The sequence below is a fragment of the Neobacillus driksii genome, from assembly GCF_013409995.1.
Taxonomy (GTDB): domain Bacteria; phylum Bacillota; class Bacilli; order Bacillales; family Cytobacillaceae; genus Neobacillus; species Neobacillus driksii.
In genome coordinates this window covers 118,677-140,479 of sequence record NZ_JACCBX010000010.1, presented here as the reverse complement: position 1 = coordinate 140,479, position 21,803 = coordinate 118,677, and the positions used below count along the sequence as shown (strand labels likewise).

Here is a 21,803-nt window from a genome sequence, read left to right as displayed (position 1 = left end):
ACCCCTTTCAGGTTAATTCATATATTTATGTAGTTCGATGATGAACTCACTGCCCTCACCTAGGGTACTTCTTACCGAAATGTTTCCGTGATGTGCTTCAACTAAATGTTTTACGATCGCTAATCCGAGGCCTGTCCCGCCAGAGTCTCGGCTTCTTGCACGGTCAACACGATAAAATCGCTCAAAAATACGTGGAATTTCTTCTTGTTTAATACCTACACCGGAGTCTTTTACATGGATTTTCACGGTTCTTTCGAATTCAAACAGTGAAACGAACACATAGCCTCCCGGAGGAGTATACAAAATGGCATTACTGATCAGATTGATAAATACCTGTTTTAAGCGGTCATGGTCTCCTTGTATATATAATTCTTCCCTCTGAAACTCAAGTTCAAGACGAATATCTTTTGATTTTGCTTTTTTATTAAGCATGGTGATTACTTCTTTTATTAATTCAAATAGGTCAAAGTCCTGGATGTTCAGCTTAAATTCCTGCTGCTCAATTTTAGAAAAATCCAGTAGATCTTGAATAAGCGATTGCATTCGCTCACTTTCTTTATTAATAATCGATAAGAATGCTTCAAGTGTATCTTGATTATTCATCGCACCGTCTAACAACGTTTCAGAAAAACCTTTTATAGAGGTAACAGGCGTCTTCAATTCATGTGACACATTTGCCACAAAATCCTTTCTCATGACTTCAAGTTTTTTGATTTCGGTAATATCATGGAAAACGAGTAAAACCCCTTTCCACACATTATTAATTCCTATAATTGGTATACCGTAAACATCAAAGTATCTTCTCTCAATCCCCAATGGAAGAAGGAGATGTTTTCTAATTTTTTGTTCTGTCCTGAACACATCCGCTATGATATTGCATATTTCCTCATGCTCAATAACCTCATAATACAATTTATCTAAATAGGTAGAAGAGTTCACATGAAAAATCTCGATGTAACCTTTATTAATTAGATTGATGAAGCCACGGCTATCCATTAATAGTAGTCCTGCACCCATATTTTCAATTAATGCACTTAAACGGTCCTGCTGTATTTCTTGAGCTTTACTCATTTCTTGAAGGTTTTGGGCCAAAACATTGATTGAAGTACTCAACATACTCGTTTCATTTAATTTATTACTTTCTATCCTTGCCCGGTAATTCCCCTTTGCCAGCTCAATGGCGACATTTGTTGCAGCTTCTATTGGCTTTGTATACCTTCCAGTTATTCTGTATCCAAGATATATAAAGACAATAAACACCATCAACAGGCTAATGGAAAGAATCCACCATATTTGCCCGTATGCTTGTTTCAGTTCACTCGTTTTAGTAAAAATGAACAAATATCCTTCATTTTTATTTGCTTGTTGTATTGGTTTCCACGAATAGTGTAAGTCGTATTCCTCACGCTCAACAAGCTCGGTCTTATTTTTTTGCTTTTCCTTTAAGACCTCATTAATAATTTCCTTTATCCCTTTTATCTTAGAAGGACTCACTTCGTCACTGTCAAACAGTATCTTCCCTTTTGGATCTGTGATGGCAAGTCTCACATTTAGGATATTGCTTATTTCCATTATTTTTTGTTGATTAAATGAATTCACGCCACCGTTATTTTCAATATGCAAGCTTAGGAGATTACTCTCTTTATCTAAACGTTCATTATATGTATCAAGGTAGTAGCCTTTTAAAAGTTGTCCAAGTAATATTTCAAGTCCGATTAATCCTATTATTAGTAAAGAAATTAGCGCAAGAAGAAGCTTTGTGCGGAATTTGGTCATTCACCTTTCGGCTCCTCAAGCTTATACCCAAGTCCACGGACGGTTTTAATATAAGCCGGTTTTTTTGTATCAACTTCAATTTTTTCCCTTAAGTGGGAAATATGAACATCTACAATACGAGTATCGCCAGCAAATTCATAATTCCAAACAGCACTCAATAATTGGTCACGGGTTAGGACGCGATTTTTATTCTGTGCTAAGTAATGAAGTAATTCGTATTCCTTCAGGGTCAGTTCCAATTGTTGATTTTTAAAATAGGCTTCATATTTCTCTGGGATAATTTGAAGATCTCCAATAACAATGTCAGTACCATCCTGTTGCTCAGCCTCATTACTGTTGGTTTGTATTTGAACTCTTCTTAAAATTGCCTTTACGCGTGCCACCACTTCTCTTGGACTAAATGGCTTAATCATATAATCATCCGCGCCGAGCTCTAACCCCAATATTTTATCAAATTCATCATCTTTAGCTGTTAACATTAGGATTGGAGTCATAATTTTCTGCTGCCGAAGCTGCTTACATACTTCGATTCCATCCATTTTCGGGAGCATAAGATCTAAAACAATGATATCCGGTGTTATACTTTCAGCTAATTGTTTTCCCGCTAGTCCATCCATTGCGGTTACTACTTCAAAACCAGCTTGTTCCAAATTATATTGAAGCAAAGTTACAATCGATTGTTCATCGTCAACAACTAGTACCTTATTTTTCATAAAAACCTCCGAGTGTTTTGTCTATTTTGCCACCTTCCACCATTATAATATAGAATAAAAAAGAATACCCACTATCGACCCTTAAGACAAAAAAAAAAGGAATGTGGGCTACATTCCTTAGAGCATTAAAAGTTATCTAACACATTTGCATCCATTCTGCCTAAACGATGAGGAGGACTAACTTTCAAGTTTCCATTAATCACTACCTCGTCTTTTTCGTTTGTTCCCACTACCGTCATCATCACTGTGTGGTCATCATGATTTACTTCGACAACCTCTAGCAACAACTGAACCGTTGCATAATGATAAACAGGCTTAGGAAATTGGATATCTTGACTTAAAATATGACTTCCAGGTCCGGGTAAATACCTTGAAATAGCAGAAGTAATCATACCCGTCAGCATTATACTAGGAACAATCGGTTTTTTATAAGGTGTTTGTGAAGCATAATCATGCTGAATAAAAAGTGGATTTGCATCATCGGTTAATCCCAAATACAGTAGAATATCCTTATCCTCCACCTTTTCGGTTAACGCTAGTTTTTCTCCAACAGACATTTCTTTAATTTCTCTTCCTAACTTTCTCTTTTTTCCTAAAAGCATTCCGTCACGCCCCTTTGTAAACGGTTTCATATTTAGTTGAAAAAATTCGGGGAACATATTCCCCGAATTTTTTCACTTATACTAATACTTTCATTACATTTTGAACGGACTCAACTGATTTGTCTAACGCTGCTTTTTCTTCAGGCGTTAATTCAAGCTCAATTACCTTCTCAATTCCGTTTGCACCGAGGATTGTTGGTACTCCAAGATAAATACCCTCATATCCAAATTCTCCTTCAAGGTAAGCAATGGAAGGAAGCACACGGCGCTGATCTTTTAAGATTGCTTCACACATTTCAACCAATGACGCTGCTGGAGCATAATAGGCACTGCCGTTGCCTAAAAGGTTGACGATTTCACCGCCGCCTTTTCTAGTGCGCTCAACAATCGCTTCTAAACGCTCTTTAGGAATTAATGTTTCTAATGGAATACCACCAGCATAGGAATAACGAACAAGCGGAACCATATCATCACCGTGTCCACCTAAGACAAATCCGGTTATATCCTTAACAGAAAGATTTAATTCCTGCGCAACAAAAGTACGGAAACGAGCTGTATCTAGTACACCAGATTGGCCAATGACCCGGTTCTTAGGGAATCCAGATTCTTTAAATACAGTATACGTCATTGCATCAACTGGATTTGTCAATACAAGGATTGTACAGTTTGGGGAATACTTTACGATTTCCTGTGTGACACTTTTCATTACCTTTTGGTTTGTTTGAACTAGATCATCACGGCTCATTCCAGGTTTACGTGCAATACCAGCCGTAATGACAACGATGTCAGAATCACGAGTATCTTCGTAATTAGATGTACCAGTTATGTTTGAATCAAATCCTTGAACTGGACTTGCTTCAAGCATATCTAATGCTTTCCCTTTAGTAGGGTTTTCCATTTGAGGGATATCAACTAGAACGACATCGCCTAATTCTTTTTGTGCAAGTAAGAATGCAGTTGTAGCACCAGTGAAACCGCCACCAATTACGGAAACCTTTTTACGCTTTAATGACATTTTTAACTCTCCCCTTTGAAAGTATTATTGTCGTTATTCGAAAAAAGGACTGTTCGAAAACAGCCCTGATTTTCCTTGTCACGTTTCTTACTCTAGGTGCACTAGCTTGCCAATTATTCCATATTCTTAATTAATTCATCACCAAATTCTGATGTTTTAACTTCTGTTGCTCCATCCATTAAACGAGCAAAGTCATACGTTACTACTTTAGAAGCAATCGTCTTTTCCACTGATTTAATGACCATTTTAGCCGCTTCATTCCATCCTAAGTGCTCAAGTAGTAATACACCTGAAAGGATTACAGATGAAGGATTAACTTTATCAAGGCCTGCATATTTAGGTGCAGTACCATGTGTAGCTTCGAAAATCGCATGGCCAGTTTCATAATTGATGTTTGCTCCAGGAGCAATACCAATTCCGCCAACCTGTGCAGCAAGAGCATCAGAGATATAGTCACCGTTTAAGTTCATTGTTGCAACAACATCAAACTCACGTGGACGAGTAAGGATTTGCTGTAAGAAGATATCCGCAATCGCATCTTTTACGATGATCTTGCCAGCTGCTTCAGCATCAGCTTGAGCTTTGTTTGCTGCTTCAGTACCTTGCTCTTCTTTAATACGGTCATATTGAGCCCAAGTAAATACTTTATCGCCGAATTCTTTTTCAGCAAGCTCATAACCCCAGTTTTTGAATGCACCTTCAGTAAATTTCATGATATTACCTTTGTGCACGAGTGTTAATGATTTACGGCCTTCTTTAATTGCGTAATTAAGGGCAGCACGTACAAGGCGTGAAGTTCCTTCTTCAGAAACAGGCTTAATACCGATACCAGAAGTCTCTGGAAATCTGATTTTGTTTACACCCATTTCAGTTTTTAAGAAATTGATTAGTTTATTAACAGCTTCTGAACCTTTTTCATACTCGATACCTGCATAGATATCTTCTGTGTTTTCACGGAAAATAACCATATCAGTGTCTTGCGGACGCTTAACTGGAGAAGGAACACCTTCAAACCATCTTACTGGACGTAAGCATACAAATAAATCTAACTCTTGACGAAGCGCAACGTTCAATGAACGGATACCGCCTCCAACAGGAGTTGTAAGTGGACCTTTGATGGCAATCAAATATTCATTGATTACATCAAGAGTTTCTTGTGGAAGCCATTCACCAGTTTGGTTAAAAGCTTTTTCTCCAGCTAGAACTTCTTTCCAAACGATTTTACGTTCGCCTTTATATGCTTTTTCTACCGCTGCATTTAATACTCTCTCGGAAGCAGCCCAGATATCTGGTCCAATACCGTCACCTTCAATAAATGGGATAATTGGATTGTTTGGTACGTTTAATACTCCGTTTGTTACTGTGATTTTTTCGCCTTGCATAGTTGTTCTCCCTCCTAGTTATGTATCAATGGTAATAATCATTTGTCCCTTTTCGTATTAAAGAGATTGGGTCCAAGGTTAAAGATTTGACGCTTTAACCTTTTCCCACAATCCTATTAGAACAATTTTTTTGAAAAAAGTAAATATTTATTAACCTCTTTGATTAATTGGTACATATGTCTGCATGCCAGGACCTATATATTCAGCACGTGGACGAATTAATCGATTGTTATCATATTGTTCTAGAATGTGAGCTAGCCATCCTGAAACCCTGCTAACTGCAAAGATTGGTGTAAATAGATCATGGTCAATGCCTAAGCTATGGTACATGGACGCTGAGTAGAAATCAACGTTTGGCGGTAATTTCTTTTCGCCGGTAACAATGCTTTCAATTTTTTCAGACATTTCATACCAATGCGGCTCACCTGTTAACTCCGTTAATTTCTTGGACATTGCTCTTAAGTGCTTGGCACGAGGATCGCCTGAGCGATAAACACGGTGTCCAAAGCCCATGATTTTTTCTTTTTTCTCAAGTTTTCCACGAACATATGGCTCAACATTTTCAATTGTACCAATTTCTTTAAGCATTTTCATTACTGCTTCATTTGCACCACCGTGTAATGGTCCTTTAAGAGCTCCGATTGCAGCAGTTACACCGGAGTAGACATCTGATAATGTAGCTACACAAACTCTAGCAGTAAATGTTGATGCATTAAGTTCATGATCAGCATGTAATACAAGGGCTTTGTCCATGGCATTAACTGCAATTTCATCCGGTTCATTTCCGGTCAACATGTAAAGGAAGTTAGCCGCAAAGCTTAAATCAGTTCTTGGTGCGATTGGTTCAAGCCCTTTTCTAACGCGTGCAAAAGTTGTCACAATAGCTGGCATTTTTGCTTGAAGGCGAATCGCCTTTTGATAGTTTGACTCTGGATCCATGGTGTCGGCATCTTCGTCATAAAGACCCAGTAAGGATACAGCGGAACGTAATGCAGCCATTGGATGAACCTTTTCAATAGGGTACATCTTAAAGTGCTCAATCACTTGTTGTGGAAGTGCTGCATTTTCTGATAGCTGTTTTTTTAATTCTGCTAATTCAGGCTCTGTTGGTAATCTGCGGTGCCACAATAAATAAATTACTTCTTCAAAGCTCGCATTCTCAGCTAAATCGTCGATGTCATAACCAACATAGGTTAACGTATCATCAATGATTGAGCTGATCGAAGAAGTTGTTGCCACTACCCCTTCAAGACCTCGAGTTACTGTCATAGAAAATCTCTCCTTCTCATTCTAATTTCCCCATTACCCATTTGTTAAAAGAAGTATTTTTATCAGCTGAAACTGTTAATGGTCACAGCTATGTTGAAAGAAAATCTTCATTTCAAATATGAATGATTAGCGCTCTTTTTAAACAATATCTAGATTGAGCGCTTGCTCGGAAAAAATCCAGCAAGCGGAATAACTTTTATTTAATAAAAAGTTACTTTACAAGTAATCTAGCATATTTATGTGACTTATGTAAAAAAGGATGCGCTTTCAAGTCCTATTATAAACAATTATCAGATTTTTGTGAATGAAAAGGGGCTGAAAAGTTCAAAAAAAATATTATTTTACAAAAAAGCTAACTAAAAAAATCAATTATTTTCATCGCTGTATAGGCTATTCCTGCACCAATAAGAGGGCCTACAGCCACTCCTTTAAATATGGAAACGGATAGAATAGTCCCTAGAACAAGAGCTGTGGTAATATGCGGATCATTTTGTAAGAGAGATACTCCACCCTTAGCTAATAATGCAACAGCCATGCCTGAAATAAGAGCTACCCAGGCCAGTGGTGATTTAAAGGCACCAGTCAAATCTTTAAAACCAATTTCACCCGATGCAATTGGAGCTAAAACTGCGATCGTGATGACCGTAACTCCCCAGTTAATCCCTTTACTTTGTATAAAGGTAAAGGATTTTGTTTCAAGCCCGCTTAATTTTAATATGAGTAAAACGACAATCGCAATTAATAATGAGTTATTTTTTGCGATAAGTCCAATGACTAAAAGCAGTAATAAAAACAATAATGGCTGATTAAACATAAATTTCCATCCTTCCTACTTACAATAGGGAAAATCATGCAGCATTGTACAAAAAATGTTAAACTAGAGCTACCTATCTGACTGGTTAAGGAGGCATGTTATTGGATAAAAAGTACTTGTATCGATCCTTTAGATTCATTTTAGTGATTAGCATTGTTTTTCTAGGGCTTCTATCATTTTATTATTTGTCAAAAGTGACCTATCCATTTCTTATTGCCTTAGTAATTGCCTTTTTTATTAACCCAATTGTTAATGTTTTTGAAAAAAAACTTCGAATGCCCCGTGGATTAGCTGTTTTTGTGGCATTAATTATCATTTTTGCCTTCGTTGCGGGGTTAGTTACACTTTTAGTAGCTGAATTGGTTTCCGGTGCAAATTATCTTGCCCGCGTTGTCCCTGAGCATTTGGATACCTTAATCGGATATATCGAGGAGTATATAACAGCACAAATTATCCCTCTTTATAATCAATTAACAAGTATGTTTAACCAATTAGAAGATGGGCAGCAAAACACAATCATATCTAATATTAAAAACGTTGGCTCTACCATTGGAACAAATGCTGGAAACTTTATTCAAAACCTTTTTGGCAACATACCAGTCATCTTATCATGGTTCCCAAATGCCGCAACTGTATTAATTTTCTCCTTTTTAGCAACCTTTTTTATTAGTAAGGATTGGTACAGACTTTCACGTATGAGCAGTTCCATTTTACCTGAGAAAGCTAAAACAAGCGGGAAAACTGTGTTCGTAGATTTACAGAAAGCTTTATTTGGCTTTCTTAAGGCCCAATTAACCCTAATTTCCATTACAACAGTTATTATACTTATTGGGCTGCTTGTACTTCGCGTTGATTACGCGATTACCATCGCTTTGATAACAGGTATCGTAGACATTATTCCATATCTTGGCACCGGAGCTGTTTTTGTACCATGGATTATTTATGAGGTGATTGCAGGTGATATTAGTCTTGCAATAGGTTTAGGAGTCTTATATTTACTGGTAATCGTGCAAAGACAGATTATGGAGCCAAAAATACTATCGTCTAATATCGGTCTTGATCCATTAGCCACACTAATCGCCTTGTTCGTAGGATTTAAATTAGTTGGCTTTCTAGGACTGATTTTAGGTCCTGTGACTCTCGTCATTATTAACACACTCTATCGAGCAAATGTGTTTCACGATATCTGGACATTTATTAAAGGCTAATACGTAAAAACGTCAACCTCCACTGGAAGTTGACGTTTTTATTTGATAATTTTTATGTTCCCCTTTTGTATTCTCTTTCGTAAAGCGTTAATGATCAACCATTTAAAGGGCTTTCTAGATGGAGGGAATAACAATAAAAATCCAAATAAATCCGTAATAAATCCAGGTGTTAACAGCAGGGTTCCTCCAATTAAAATACAAATACCATCCAAGACAGATTCACCAGGGAGTTGACCATATGCAAGCTGTTCTTGTGCTTTTTTTATCGTCTGCAATCCTTCTCTCTTGGCCAAATAGGCACCAATTACTCCTGTTAGAATGATAAAAGCCAGGGTTGGCAAAAATCCTATTGTTTTACCTGATAACAGCAGGAATCCGATATCTATTGCGGGTATTACAATAATGAATAAAGCTAAATAGCGCATTGTTCCATCCCCTTCAAACAAGCTTTGTCTATTATACATCGAAGAAAGAAAAAAAGAAGGGAAATCCCTTCTTTCTGATTCTATAATACACTAGCGTGCCCGTTATAAATGACACCTCTTGTTGCGTCTACTGTGATTTCTTGGCCATCAGTAAATAACTCAAGTGCTTTTTCCACACCAACAATAACAGGAATACCAAGGTTTAGACCAACTACTGCTGCATGGCTTGTTAACCCGCCCTCTTGAGTAATAAGAGCCGCACATTTTTCAATCGCTGGTACCATATCACGGTCTGTACCAAGCGTAACTAAAATGGAACCTGGCTTAACTTTCTGAATGGCTTCCCCTGCATCATGGGCAATAACTACTTTACCAAAAGCAGATTTACGACCGATTCCTTGAGCTCTAGCAATAATATCCCCAACAACATGAATTTTCATTAGGTTCGTCGTTCCAGCTTCGCCAACTGGTACACCAGCAGTGATGACAACCAAGTCACCATGTTTAACAAGACCGCTGTTTACACTTTCCTCAACAGCACTATCCAGCATTTCATCCGTAGAGCTGCAGATTCTTCCAAGCTTAGGATATACACCCCATACAAGCGCTAAACGGCGGCAGATTTGCTCATTGTACGTAACTGCCACGATTGGTGCCTTTGTACGGTATTTTGATATCATTCTAGCAGTATGACCGCTTTCAGTTGGTGTAACAATTGCATTTACATCAAGATTTAGTGCTGTATGTGCAACAGACTGACCAATTGCGTCTGTAAGATTGTGTTCGGTATTTTTACTGCGTGCTGATAAAATTTCTTTATGATCTAATGCTTGTTCTGCTCTAGATGCAATATTATGCATGGTTTGTACAGCTTCAACAGGATAAATTCCAGCTGCTGTTTCACCAGATAACATGATAGCATCTGTACCATCAAATATTGCATTTGCCACGTCACTAGCCTCGGCACGTGTTGGGCGCGGATTACGCTGCATGGAATCAAGCATTTGTGTAGCGGTAATAACAGGCTTACCATGTGCATTACACTTCTTGATTAACATTTTTTGCACGAGTGGTACTTCTTCAGCAGGTATTTCAACACCTAAATCTCCACGAGCAACCATTAAACCATCAGAAATTTCAAGGATTTCATCAATGTTATCGACGCCTTCTTGGTTTTCAATCTTAGGGATAATATGGATGTGTGTAGCTTGCTTTTCCTCTAATAGCTGACGAATTTCCATTACGTCGCTTGCACGGCGTACAAAGGAAGCGGCAATAAAATCAACACCTTGTTCGATTCCAAAAATGATATCATTTGTATCTTTTTCTGTAATACCCGGAAGTTTGACAGAAACTCCTGGTACATTCACACCTTTTTTGTTTTTCAATGTTCCACTGTTAAGGATTTTTGTTTTGATTTCATTTTGTGCCTTATCAATATTAAGGACTTCTAGGCCAATTAAACCATCATCTAACAATATTTTAGAGCCCACATGAACATCATCAATTAATCCTGGGTATGTAATTGAAAACTTTTCAGTTGTACCTTCGACTTCCGTCATCGAGACAATAATATTTTCCCCTGATTTAAGTTCAATTGCACCGTTTACCATATTATTCGTGCGGATTTCTGGACCTTTTGTATCAAGTAAAATGGCCACAGTCTTCCCTGTTAATTTAGAAGCCTCTCGGATATTTCGGATTCGCTGTCCATGCTCTTCAAAATCACCATGGGAAAAATTTAATCGTGCTACATTCATACCGGATTCGATTAATTGTGTTAGTTTTTCTACACTCTCACTTGCAGGACCAATCGTACAGACGATTTTCGTTTTACGTAACATTCTTTGTTTCCTCCTATATTTCAACTAGTACTAATTAGATGGATAATTCTTTTGAAAGCCTAACAAGGTCTAGGTCCAGCACGTGCTTTCTTTCTAATGCTTCAACGATATCATAATCTACCACACGATTACTTTCCATCCCTACAGCACGTCCGCCTTTACCTTCGATTAATAATTCAACTGCTCTTGCACCTAAGCGGCTTGCGAGTACCCTGTCGGCTGCAGTTGGCGAACCACCGCGTTGAATATGCCCAAGTACAGAAACTCTAGTGTCAAAGTTCGTAGCTTCTTTTAACTGTTTGGCAAATTCATCGCCACCGCAAACTCCTTCAGCAACAATGATGATACTATGCTTCTTACCGCGTTCTTGACCTTTCCTGAGCCTTTCTGTAATTTCAGCCATATCGTAGCCTTCTTCAGGGATAAGGATGGTTTCTGCACCGCCTGCGAGACCAGCATACAAAGCGATGTCACCAGCATCCCTGCCCATTACTTCAATCACAAAGGTTCTCTCATGTGATGTAGCCGTATCGCGGATTTTATCCAAGGCGTCAATAACTGTATTTAATGCAGTATCAAATCCAATTGTTAGTTCTGTTCCAGGAATATCATTATCAATCGTACCAGGTACCCCTACACATGGATATCCTTGTTGAGTTAAAGCTCTTGCACCACGATAAGAACCATCGCCGCCAATGACAACTAGCCCTTCAATACCATGTGCTTTTAACTGCTCAATTCCTTTTTGCTGTCCCTCTGGTGTTTTAAATTCTGGGCATCGTGCTGTTTGCAGCATGGTACCACCGCGATGAATAATATCACCGACAGAGCCGAGCTCAAGTTTTTTTATTTTTCCAGAGATTAGTCCAGTGTATCCACCATATATTCCGTATACCTCAACGTTGTGATATATAGCCTTTCGAACTACAGCCCGGATCGCAGGATTCATTCCTGGTGAGTCTCCACCACTTGTTAATACACCAATTTTTTTCATTTCTACCACCTCATGGGATTTACTAAAATATGTATATCTAAATAGAAGTTATCTTTATACGTGTACTTCATTTATTATAAACTAAAAAGCCGGTAATATTTATAAAATACCACTAAATAGACCCCTATAACAACTCAATCATATTAGTAAAAAAAATAGGCGAAATAATCTGTAAAGTGAAACCGCTTAACCAAGAAATGGAAACGCAGTCATTTACACTTATTGGATAATTTTTGACATAAATGTGAAAAAGGAAGTAAGTCCCAAATACAAAAACGTGCTCTTAGAGCACGTTTAAATTTTAATATAATCCTTTATAAATGAGTATTCACCAATCGTTCTAAATCGATTATATCGATCTGCAATAAGTTCCTCTTCTGAGAGTTCTAAAAGTTCCTTTAAAGATTTCTTAAGGAAATTGTCAATTGCTTCTGATTGACCCTTAACGTCTTTATGTGCCCCACCCTTAATTTCTGGGATTATATCATCGATGATTCCCAGTTCCTTTAGGTCTGGTGCTGTAATTTTCATGGACTCCGCTGCTTTCTTCGCTAGTGCAGAATCCTTCCATAATATAGCAGCAGCACCTTCTGGTGAAATAACAGAGTACGTGGAATTCTCAAGCATGTACATGCGGTTGCCCACCCCTAATGCGAGCGCACCACCACTTCCACCCTCGCCAATAACGATGCAAATAACTGGGACCTTAAGACCGGCCATTTCAAATAGGTTACGGGCAATGGCTTCACTTTGTCCCCGTTCTTCTGCAGCTTTTCCTGGATAGGCACCTTTTGTATCAATAAAACAAATAATTGGACGATTAAATTTATCTGCCTGTTTCATTAGACGAAGTGCTTTTCTATAGCCTTCCGGATGAGGCATTCCAAAGTTCCTGCGGATATTTTCTTTGGTGTCTTTTCCTCTTTGATGACCAATGACGGTTACTGGAAGCCCGCGGAACTTGGCCACACCGCCGACAATAGCTTCATCATCACCAAATGTTCTGTCTCCGTGACATTCAAAGAAACCGTCAAATAGATTAGAGATATAATCTAATGTAGTCGGTCTATTTGGATGTCTGGCAATTTGAACACGGTCCCATGGCTTTATATTGTTATAAATATCTTTTTCAAGTTTTTCAAGTCGTAATTCTAACTTTTCAATTTCGGATGATAAGTCTACATCTGCAGTTTTGGTAAACTCTTTAAGTTCGGCAATTTTATTTCTTAATTGCACGACTGGGCGTTCAAATTCTAATTCCCCTACCATTCGAGCTCACCTCCAGGTTGATGAATTTCGAGTAAGTTTGTGATTTTATCAACTAAATCTGGACGAGTAATAATCGCGTCCAGTTGACCATGCTTTAAGAGAAACTCTGCTGTTTGAAAGTCCTCAGGCAATTCCTCACGAATGGATTGTTCGATAACTCTACGCCCTGCAAAACCGATTAATGCACCTGGTTCTGCAAAGTTATAGTCTCCCAATGATGCGAAGCTTGCAGAAACACCGCCAGTTGTAGGATGCGTCATAATCGAAATAATAAGTCCGCCATTTTCACTAAATCTCTTTAATGCCACACTTGTTTTGGCCATTTGCATTAAGCTGAGGACACCTTCCTGCATTCTAGCACCGCCAGAGGCAGTAAAAATAATAAAAGGCACTGACATTTCATCAGCTTTTTCGATCGCACGAGTTATTTTTTCACCTACAACAGAACCCATACTGCCCATTCTAAAAGTAGAATCCATAATAGCCAATACAACTTTATTTCCGTTGACACTTCCCGAGCCTGTTACGACTGCCTCATTAATCTTCGTTTTCTGACGGTCTTTTTCTACTTTTTCCAAGTAATCTGGGAAGTTTAATGGATTCTCGGAAACCATGTTTTCGTCTATTTCAATGAAGCTGTCTTCATCTAAAAAGCTGATGATACGCTCCTTTGCGTTCATGGCAAAGTGATATCCACAATGTAGACATACTTTCAAATTTTTATTTAATTCTTTCGTATACATTATCGTCTTACATGATGGACATTTAGTCATAATCCCTTCAGGTACATCACTTTTAGCAGCCTCAGTAGGAATCGTTGCATATTTTTTCTTTTTTACCGTATTTTTTGTAAAAAGATCTTTAAGCAATTTGTCCAAACCTCCTTGTTCGAAAATCTGCCAATCGGCAAGTTTTTTTATCATTCTTTATTTGAAGTCTTGCCTTAAATAATGACAATTCAAACCTAACCTCGATAATTGGTCAGACCACCCAAAAACTAAAAATGCCCACTTCCAATTGGGCTTGATTGCTTGTCTATCACTATAAAGGAAAAATACTTCAAAATCTGTTAGTATTTGTCGGTTAAAATAGACAAATTTCTTAATTGGCGATAAGCAGATAATGTTTTTTCCTCATCTTTTTCAATCAAGGCTTCGATTAACATTAAATAGCTATCACGATTGTACTCCTCGTTTTGTAAACTCAAAGAATGGTGATAGTCCTTTAATATTAACCATATTCTTGAAAACAGATAATTGTCTGCTAGTTCAATAAGTTCATAAAAGAATTGATCATCATTTAATTGTTTGGCTTTTACCAAGCTCTTTAGCTTTACTACCTGCTGTTCATCCGCTCGATTTAGGACTAACCGAAGAAGATCCATTTCTATTAGGTTCTTTGTTTCAATAACGTCTAACTTTGCCTTTTCATCCTGAAGAATAAAGGTCCCCAGCAGCTGTACAAGTTGATTTCCTCGAAAATCGCGTATAAAGGTGCCTTCACCGCGTCTCGTTTCGATTAAGCCTAACAGTTCTAATGCTCTTAATGCTTCCCGAACGGAAGAGCGCCCGACATTCAGGCGCTCTGATAATTCCCGCTCAGATGGGATTTTATCTCCAGATTTCAAATTATCTGCAGCTATCATCTCTCTTAGCTGTTTCACAATCTCAAGATATACTTTAGTATTCGTCACTTAACAATCACTCACTTTTACCTATGATAGCGAGCCTCATTGTTTTTTCTTTTATATCTTCAGGGTCAACCTTAATACGTGCAACACCTGTTTCCATGGCTGCTTTTGCTACTGCAGCAGCAACAGCCGGAGCAACACGAGGATCAAATGGTGCAGGGATGACATAATCCTCATCTAATTCAGATTCATTTATTAAACTGGCTATTGCCTCAACGGCTGCCACTTTCATTGCCTCGTTTATGTGTGTGGCACGGACATCTAGAGCACCACGGAAAATTCCAGGGAAGGCTAGGACATTATTTACCTGGTTTGGAAAATCAGATCTACCCGTTCCTACCACTCTTGCTCCCGCTTCTTTTGCTGCCTGTGGCATAATTTCTGGATTAGGGTTTGCCATAGCAAATATGATTGCATCTTTGTTCATTGAAGCAACCATTTCTTTTGTTAAAGCACCTTCAACCGATACACCAATAAATACATCAGCACCTTTTATTACATCTTCAAGGCTACCAGTAAGATTATCACGATTTGTGAATTTTGCAACCTCTGCCTTAACGTCATTCATACCTTGCGGACGTCCTTCGTAAATGGCACCCTTCGTATCACACATAACAATATCTCGAACCCCATAGCTGTGTAATAATTTTATAATGGCAATTCCAGCAGCTCCAGCACCATTTGCGACCACTTTGATTTCAGTGATTTTTTTGTCAATCAGCTTAAGAGCGTTAACAAGACCAGCTGCTGTAACAATAGCGGTACCATGTTGATCATCATGGAAAACAGGAATATTCGCTTCTTTTTTTAATCGTTCCTCGATAACAAAGCAATTTGGTGCAGCGATATCTTCAAGATTCACGCCGCCAAATGTTGGCTCGAGCAACTTAACAGTTTCAATAATCTTCTCTACATCGGTTGTGTTTAAACAAATTGGGAAGGCATCGACGCCGGCAAAGCTTTTGAATAAAACTGCTTTCCCTTCCATTACAGGGAGCGCAGCTTCTGGTCCAATGTTACCAAGACCTAACACTGCTGTACCATCAGTAACTACAGCAACCATATTGCCTTTCATTGTGTAATCGTAAACCGTTTCAGGCTTTTCATAAATATCTTTACACGGTTCGGCAACGCCCGGAGAATACGCTAAACTTAAATCCTTGGCATTTCTTACTGGTACTTTTGATTTTGACTCAAGCTTTCCCTTATTAATTCGATGCATATGTAGTGCTTCTTCCCGTAATGTCAAGATATGTCACCCCTTCAATTAGTACAAAAAGATATCGATAAATACAATGAATCATAGTCTGTTTTTTAGTGGTCAGACCACACCATCTTCATTTACCACTATAACACATCTGCAAGAGTTGTAAAGAATTATTCTTTTAAAACTACATTGTCTGTTCCCAGAAAATCACGTAATCCTTTCATGAGATTATCGCTTGGGTGAATCATAAACTCACTACCCAGTCTGATCGTTTTCCTGCTGGTTTCATAGTGTAAAACTACTTTCGTTTGCCCAGTATTTGCTTTAAATAATTGTTTTAAGTGGTTTAGGGAGTGCTCGTCTTGTTTTTCATTGGCTATTTTTAAATATAATATTGAGTCCTGCTTTGTTTTTGTATTCAACCATGTATCGATTTCAGAGGCTTGTTGAACAATAAATTGAAGCTTCCCTTCACGTTCCTCCACTTTCCCTTCTATAACAGCAAACCCCCCGGGTTCCATCAAGTGAGAATATTTTTTGTAAACTGCTGGAAAAGCAACAGCTTCCATTTCACCACTTGAATCACTTACATTTAGGAAAGCCATGGAATCCCCTTTTTTTGTTCTGATTTTCCGTATAGATGTTATATACACACCAGCAGCAGCTCGTCTTTGGTTCGCCGAGAATTCAAATAAAGCATTTGCTCCAGCTTGTTTAAGTCTTTTTTCAAAAATCGAGACTGGGTGATCTGACAGGTAAAAGCCAAGAGCCTCTTTTTCAAAAGCAAGCTTATCCTCTAGTCTAATAGGATCTACTTGGACATATTTCGGCTTAAGCTGGAATTCCTCATGAAATAATTCCACTTGGCTTGATTCATCCACCTTAAATAATTGCGCGTGTTCCAGGGCAACATCCAAACTTGCAAGCAGGACTGCACGATCTTCTTTAAATTCATCAAAGCTTCCAGAATGAACGAGAACCTCCAGTGTCTTTCGATTAATTGCTTTTGAAGATACCCTTGTGCAAAAATCAAATAAATCCTCAAACTTTTTACTTTTCCTTGCTTGAAAAATTTCTCTTAATGCTGCCGCACCTACACTTTTAATCGCTGCAAGGCTGTATCTGACACCAGACCTCTCTACTTGAAAGGAAAACCCGCTGTAATTAATGGAAGGAGGCAGGATTTCAATATCCTTTTGTTTTGTTTCCAAAATATATTGGGCTATTTTGGTTTCATTCCCAATTGCGGATGTTAACAACCCAGCCATAAAATAAAGGGGGTAATTGGCTTTTAAATAGGCAAGCTGGTATGCAATCAAACTGTATGCCACAGCATGACTTCGATTAAAACCATAATTTGCAAATCGAACAATTAAATCATAAATATCATTTGCAAGTGCGACATTATAACCTTTCTTTAAAGCACCTTGGACAAAATGGTTTCGTTCCCTGTCCAAAACATCCTTTTGTTTTTTCCCTACCGCCCGCCGCAGCAAATCTGCTTCACCGAGGGAAAAACCGGCCATTTTTGAGGCAATTTGCATTATTTGCTCCTGATATACAATGACTCCATATGTATTCTCCAGGATTGGTTTCAAATCCTCATGCGGGTACTCCACTGCTTCGTTCCCATGTTTTCGGTCAATAAAAAGCGGAATATTCTCCATTGGTCCTGGACGATATAAAGCATTAACAGCAACGATATCTTCAAAGCGTGACGGCTGTAAGCGCGATAATACCTTCCTCATCCCGTCTGATTCTAACTGAAAAATACCTGTGGTCTCTCCTCTTGCCAAAAGTTCGAATGTTTTTTCATCATTTAATGATATCGTTTTAATATCCACTTTTCTTCCCGTTTTCTTTTGAATAGAAGATAAGATCGATTCGATTAATGATAAATTTCTCAACCCAAGAAAATCCATTTTCAGTAAGCCTATTTCCTCAAGATGCTCCATTGAATACTGGGTTAAATACACCTGATTATGTCCCTGTTGAATGGGAATTAACTCAATGAGCTGCTTCTCACTAATAACGACACCTGCAGCATGTGTAGAAGTATGGCGAGGTAGTCCCTCAAGTTTTAATGCGGTTTCATAGAGTTTTCGATTCATTGGGCTTTCATCAATAAAGGCTCTAAGTGGCTGCGATTCTTTATAGGCGTCTTTAAGGCTAATTCCCAGACGCGCGGGAATGCGTCTAGACAGCTGTTCTAATTCCTTCGTATTCAATCCAAAAGCCCTGCCAACATCTCTTAGCGCACCCTTAGCAGCCATGGTTCCAAACGTAACAATTTGTGCAACATGTAATTCACCGTATTTTTTTGCAACATATTCAATTACTTCATCCCGACGATGATCCGGAAAATCTATATCTATATCCGGCATCGATATTCGCTCTGGATTTAAAAAGCGTTCGAATAATAACTGATGTGATAACGGGTCCACATCGGTAATATACAAAACATAGGCAACAAGTGATCCTGCAGCAGATCCCCTGCCTGGACCGGTCAAAATACCATGCTCTCTGGCATATCTCATAAAATCCCAAACAATTAAAAAGTAGTTACTAAATTTCATGGAATTAATGACTGACAATTCATAAGACAATCGTTCATAGTGTTCTTTAGAAGGGGAAGTAAAGCGCTCCTTTAACCCTTTCTGACAGAGAATTTCCAAGTAATCTTCCGCTGACAGCTTATTTTCTGTCGGATATTCAGGTAAATAGGTTTTGTTCAATTCGATATTTACCATGCACCTTCTTGCGATTGTAATACTGTTCTCTAAGGCCTCGGGTAATTCAGGAAATGCCTCTACCATTTCATTTGCACTTTTTAAATAAAATTGATCGCTTTCAAGTCTTTCCCGGTGCTCATCCTGAAGTTTATCACCATTTTTTATTGCTAATAGACATTCATGAGCAAACATATCTTCTTGGTCTATGTAATGAACTCTATTTGTAGCCACTAATGGAATACTTAGCTCCTCGGCAATACCTTGAATCCTCTTTGTTACGATTGCTTCGTCCTCTAAGTGATGGTTTTGGACACATAAAAAAAATGACTTTTTGCCAAAGATAAGCTGAAGTTTTTTTATGATAGCGATCGCTTCTTCAGGTTGATTGCTTAATAGATTTTGTTCAATCTCTCCTTCAATCCCTGGAGAAATGGCAATAAGTCCTTCTGCATAATGTTTTAACCATTTAAAAGGAATACCGGTTGCCGCTTTCGTTTGAACGGCACTAGAAATTTTTAAAAGGTTTTTAAACCCCTTTTCATTTTCAGCAAGCAGGACTAATGGAAATGATTCTTCCTCCCTGTGTTCACTTTCTACATCAACGGTTAACCCCATAATCGGTTGAATATTGTTTTTGAGACATAATTTATAAAATTCAATACTTCCATACATCACATTTCTATCGGTTAATGCAATCGCCTTAAATCCTTTTTTCTTTGCATTATGAACCAATTCTTGAACCGAAGCTGTGCTTGTTAACAAGCTATAAGCACTATAAACATGAAGGTGAATAAAAGACATTTTGTCACCCCTTCCAATAAAAACTCTTACTTATATTATAGAGCCAAACTCAAAAAAAGGAAAATATGTTCTTATTTTTAAATTCATAATCAAGCTTGTTTGTCCATATAAATGTATAAGGGTATTGATATTCCGTGAGGGCGGTTGAGGTTATGAAAGAAATTGGTTTTTTTCCTACATTTATTGAAAGTTATTTTATTGCATTGGGCGTTATTCTAGGCGGTTCCTTAATTGGTGGAATCGCTGCCTTTCTAACTGGACAACCACCGCTTACAGCTGTTTACAGGCTGTCGACAGACTTAAGAATATGGGCAATTGTCGCTGCTATCGGCGGAACCTTTGATGCAGTTTACACCTTTGAGAGAGGGTTATTTAATGCAGAAACAAGGGACATTTTTAAACAGCTCCTTATTATCCTTTCAGCATTAGGCGGTGCCCAGACAGGCGCACTCATTATTAATTGGTTAACACAGGAGTATATATCGTGAGAATTCCTCCCTATTATCGACGACCTTCATGGCAGCGTTTTTTTGCAGGAATGGCTATAGGCGGCGCTATAAGTTGGTGTATTTTTATCTATATTTTTGGAGTGTGGCAAGAGAAGCATACTGCACTCATTGATAAACAGAGCGAAAAAATTATTGACCTTGAAAACGAAAAAAAGATTTGGCAGGAAGAATATAAAGAAATAAATAAGCGGACGATTGAGCAGTTGACGACTCAAAAAATCAACGTCAAAATAATCAACGGGGAAAAATACAAACTGGATATGTTAAGTGTTTCTGAAATTGAAGACTCCGTAAAAGATGATATTAGTATGATGCTTGCAAAGGACATTGATACCGTCTATAAAAGCAAAGAATTAATCAAGAAAATTATTCAAAATAAACCCGTTAAAATAAACGACAAACGATACAAACTTAAGGTCAAGGAAATGGTTATCTTCACCACCCTTTCCATTCAATTAGAAATAGAATTCGAACAATAATCAAAGAATCGGCCTGCGTACGCGGCCGATTCTTTGCATTATGATTGATAGTTGTCACAAACAGCGCTTAGTTCTTTTACTACATTCTCAACCTCATCCCACGAATGGATTGATGCACCAGAAGCAAGTGGATGTCCCCCGCCTTTAAACTTTCTTGCAACACCATTAATGACTGGACCTTTTGAACGTAAACGTACCCTGATTTGATCTTCTTCTTCAATAAAAAACACCCATGCTTTAATACCTTTTACATCGCCTAAAGTCCCAACTAGTAATGAAGCCTCTGATGGCTCTGCGTTGTATTCATCCAATAGCTCCTTTGTTAGCATCACAGAAGCTACACCATTATCCTGCATTTCAAAGTTTTGAAGAATATAGCCGTTTAATTTAATAATATTGGTATCACGCTCGTACATTTTGTCAAAAAGCTCGGTACGAGAAAAATCATAATGAATGAGTTCCCCTGCATAAGCAAAGGTTTTGTCTGTCGTGCTTGGAAATAGGAATCTTCCTGTATCACCAACAATCCCGCCAAATAAAAGCCTTGCAGCAGCATCATTTAATTTTAACCCTCTATCCTTACCAAATAAATAAAATTCATAAATCATCTCACTACATGAACTTGCCGTTGTATCCACCCACAATAAATCACCATAAGGATCTTCGTTGGGATGATGGTCTATTTTGATTAGTTTATCCCCTAATGAATATCTTTTATCACAAATTCGTTCCTCATTAGCGGTGTCACAAACAATAACCAGTGCTCCTTTGTATACCTCATCAGGAATAGAATCCAGACGGCGCATAAAATGGAGCGACCTTTCTTCTTTTCCAACTGCATACACCTTTTTATTTGGATATGATGCTTTTAGAATCTCAACTAATCCACATTGTGAACCGTATGCATCTGGATCTGGACGCACATGGCGATGTACGATTATGGTCTCATATTGTTCGATCATTTCTAAAATTTTTTCATTCAATGTGATCACCTCTCTATTGTTTTGAAGCAAGGGTAGTATTTTTTTAAAATAATATGTACAATTAATAAGAGAATTTTTAACTTGGAGGAAA

The 21,803-nt window shown here is 38.1% G+C and carries 19 protein-coding genes; 3 read left to right on the top strand and 16 right to left on the bottom strand.

The window, feature by feature from the left end:
- Positions 1-12: 12 nt before the first annotated feature.
- From pnpS to F4694_RS21825, 7 genes are all read right to left on the bottom strand, one after another.
- The gene (gene pnpS, locus F4694_RS21855) at positions 13-1,776 is read right to left on the bottom strand and encodes a two-component system histidine kinase PnpS (protein WP_179601861.1); all 1,764 of its coding nucleotides are present in this window, start codon (positions 1,774-1,776) and stop codon (positions 13-15) included.
- Positions 1,773-2,489 (bottom strand): response regulator transcription factor, encoded by a 717-nt coding sequence (locus F4694_RS21850; protein WP_179601859.1) that lies wholly within the window; start codon positions 2,487-2,489, stop codon positions 1,773-1,775. Before F4694_RS21850 ends, pnpS begins: the two co-directional genes overlap by 4 nt.
- Positions 2,490-2,614: 125 nt before the next feature.
- A complete protein-coding gene (locus tag F4694_RS21845; RefSeq protein WP_179601857.1) occupies positions 2,615-3,091 on the bottom strand; it encodes a MaoC/PaaZ C-terminal domain-containing protein in 477 nt (158 codons plus the stop codon).
- 76 nt (positions 3,092-3,167) lie between these two features.
- Positions 3,168-4,106: a malate dehydrogenase gene (mdh, locus tag F4694_RS21840; protein ID WP_179601855.1), complete on the bottom strand. Its 939-nt coding sequence runs from the start codon at positions 4,104-4,106 to the stop codon at positions 3,168-3,170.
- 113 nt (positions 4,107-4,219) lie between these two features.
- On the bottom strand, positions 4,220-5,488 hold the full coding sequence (gene icd / locus F4694_RS21835) for an NADP-dependent isocitrate dehydrogenase (protein WP_179601853.1): 1,269 nt from the start codon (positions 5,486-5,488) through the stop codon (positions 4,220-4,222).
- Between the two features lie 150 nt (positions 5,489-5,638).
- Positions 5,639-6,757, bottom strand: a complete 1,119-nt coding sequence (gene citZ / locus F4694_RS21830; RefSeq protein WP_179601851.1) for a citrate synthase — start codon at positions 6,755-6,757, stop codon at positions 5,639-5,641.
- 352 nt (positions 6,758-7,109) lie between these two features.
- Complete coding sequence (locus F4694_RS21825) at positions 7,110-7,571, bottom strand: DUF441 domain-containing protein (protein ID WP_179601849.1); 462 nt, start codon at positions 7,569-7,571, stop codon at positions 7,110-7,112.
- Between the two features lie 101 nt (positions 7,572-7,672).
- Between F4694_RS21825 and ytvI the strand changes: the two genes are divergently transcribed.
- Complete coding sequence (ytvI, locus tag F4694_RS21820) at positions 7,673-8,779, top strand: sporulation integral membrane protein YtvI (protein ID WP_179601847.1); 1,107 nt, start codon at positions 7,673-7,675, stop codon at positions 8,777-8,779.
- A gap of 38 nt (positions 8,780-8,817) precedes the next feature.
- On the opposite strand, the gene F4694_RS21815 is transcribed toward ytvI, so the two are convergent.
- The 8 genes from F4694_RS21815 to dnaE all read right to left on the bottom strand — a co-directional run bounded on the left by F4694_RS21815 (position 8,818) and on the right by dnaE (position 19,741).
- Positions 8,818-9,204 (bottom strand): FxsA family protein, encoded by a 387-nt coding sequence (locus tag F4694_RS21815; RefSeq protein WP_179601845.1) that lies wholly within the window; start codon positions 9,202-9,204, stop codon positions 8,818-8,820.
- A gap of 80 nt (positions 9,205-9,284) precedes the next feature.
- Positions 9,285-11,048, bottom strand: a complete 1,764-nt coding sequence (pyk, locus tag F4694_RS21810) for a pyruvate kinase (protein WP_179601843.1) — start codon at positions 11,046-11,048, stop codon at positions 9,285-9,287.
- A 34-nt stretch (positions 11,049-11,082) separates the two neighbouring features.
- The gene (gene pfkA / locus F4694_RS21805; protein ID WP_179601841.1) at positions 11,083-12,042 is read right to left on the bottom strand and encodes a 6-phosphofructokinase; all 960 of its coding nucleotides are present in this window, start codon (positions 12,040-12,042) and stop codon (positions 11,083-11,085) included.
- 294 nt (positions 12,043-12,336) lie between these two features.
- Positions 12,337-13,311, bottom strand: a complete 975-nt coding sequence (gene accA / locus F4694_RS21800) for an acetyl-CoA carboxylase carboxyl transferase subunit alpha (RefSeq protein WP_179601839.1) — start codon at positions 13,309-13,311, stop codon at positions 12,337-12,339.
- Positions 13,305-14,180, bottom strand: coding sequence for an acetyl-CoA carboxylase, carboxyltransferase subunit beta (accD, locus tag F4694_RS21795; RefSeq protein ID WP_179601837.1), 876 nt, complete (start codon positions 14,178-14,180; stop codon positions 13,305-13,307). Before accD ends, accA begins: the two co-directional genes overlap by 7 nt.
- Positions 14,181-14,380: 200 nt before the next feature.
- Positions 14,381-15,004, bottom strand: a complete 624-nt coding sequence (locus tag F4694_RS21790) for a FadR/GntR family transcriptional regulator (protein ID WP_308806510.1) — start codon at positions 15,002-15,004, stop codon at positions 14,381-14,383.
- Positions 15,005-15,011: 7 nt separating this feature from the next.
- Positions 15,012-16,250, bottom strand: a complete 1,239-nt coding sequence (locus F4694_RS21785) for an NAD(P)-dependent malic enzyme (RefSeq protein WP_179601835.1) — start codon at positions 16,248-16,250, stop codon at positions 15,012-15,014.
- A gap of 128 nt (positions 16,251-16,378) precedes the next feature.
- Positions 16,379-19,741: a DNA polymerase III subunit alpha gene (gene dnaE, locus F4694_RS21780; RefSeq protein WP_179601833.1), complete on the bottom strand. Its 3,363-nt coding sequence runs from the start codon at positions 19,739-19,741 to the stop codon at positions 16,379-16,381.
- Positions 19,742-19,893: 152 nt separating this feature from the next.
- On the opposite strand from dnaE, the gene F4694_RS21775 reads away from it, so the two are divergent.
- The gene (locus F4694_RS21775; protein ID WP_045524254.1) at positions 19,894-20,229 is read left to right on the top strand and encodes a YtrH family sporulation protein; all 336 of its coding nucleotides are present in this window, start codon (positions 19,894-19,896) and stop codon (positions 20,227-20,229) included.
- Positions 20,226-20,729, top strand: coding sequence for a sporulation membrane protein YtrI (gene ytrI / locus F4694_RS21770; RefSeq protein WP_179601832.1), 504 nt, complete (start codon positions 20,226-20,228; stop codon positions 20,727-20,729). The genes F4694_RS21775 and ytrI overlap by 4 nt, the downstream gene beginning before the upstream one ends.
- A gap of 38 nt (positions 20,730-20,767) precedes the next feature.
- Here the strand turns inward: ytrI and F4694_RS21765 are convergent, their stop codons facing one another.
- Positions 20,768-21,712, bottom strand: coding sequence for a DHH family phosphoesterase (locus tag F4694_RS21765; RefSeq protein WP_218895783.1), 945 nt, complete (start codon positions 21,710-21,712; stop codon positions 20,768-20,770).
- Between the last annotated feature and the right edge of the window lie 91 nt (positions 21,713-21,803).

Bases quoted from the DNA above. Each gene is read 5' to 3' on its own strand.
- F4694_RS21825 (WP_179601849.1), bottom strand. From the start codon at position 7,571: ATGTTTAATCAGCCATTATTGTTTTTATTACTGCTTTTAGTCATTGGA.
- pfkA (WP_179601841.1), bottom strand. From the start codon at position 12,042: ATGAAAAAAATTGGTGTATTAACAAGTGGTGGAGACTCACCAGGAATG.
- pyk (WP_179601843.1), bottom strand. From the start codon at position 11,048: ATGTTACGTAAAACGAAAATCGTCTGTACGATTGGTCCTGCAAGTGAG.
- citZ (WP_179601851.1), bottom strand. From the start codon at position 6,757: ATGACAGTAACTCGAGGTCTTGAAGGGGTAGTGGCAACAACTTCTTCG.
- F4694_RS21775 (WP_045524254.1), top strand. From the start codon at position 19,894: ATGAAAGAAATTGGTTTTTTTCCTACATTTATTGAAAGTTATTTTATT.
- dnaE (WP_179601833.1), bottom strand. From the start codon at position 19,741: ATGTCTTTTATTCACCTTCATGTTTATAGTGCTTATAGCTTGTTAACA.
- F4694_RS21815 (WP_179601845.1), bottom strand. From the start codon at position 9,204: ATGCGCTATTTAGCTTTATTCATTATTGTAATACCCGCAATAGATATC.
- F4694_RS21850 (WP_179601859.1), bottom strand. From the start codon at position 2,489: ATGAAAAATAAGGTACTAGTTGTTGACGATGAACAATCGATTGTAACT.
- accA (WP_179601839.1), bottom strand. From the start codon at position 13,311: ATGGTAGGGGAATTAGAATTTGAACGCCCAGTCGTGCAATTAAGAAAT.
- F4694_RS21845 (WP_179601857.1), bottom strand. From the start codon at position 3,091: ATGCTTTTAGGAAAAAAGAGAAAGTTAGGAAGAGAAATTAAAGAAATG.
- mdh (WP_179601855.1), bottom strand. From the start codon at position 4,106: ATGTCATTAAAGCGTAAAAAGGTTTCCGTAATTGGTGGCGGTTTCACT.
- pnpS (WP_179601861.1), bottom strand. From the start codon at position 1,776: ATGACCAAATTCCGCACAAAGCTTCTTCTTGCGCTAATTTCTTTACTA.
- icd (WP_179601853.1), bottom strand. From the start codon at position 5,488: ATGCAAGGCGAAAAAATCACAGTAACAAACGGAGTATTAAACGTACCA.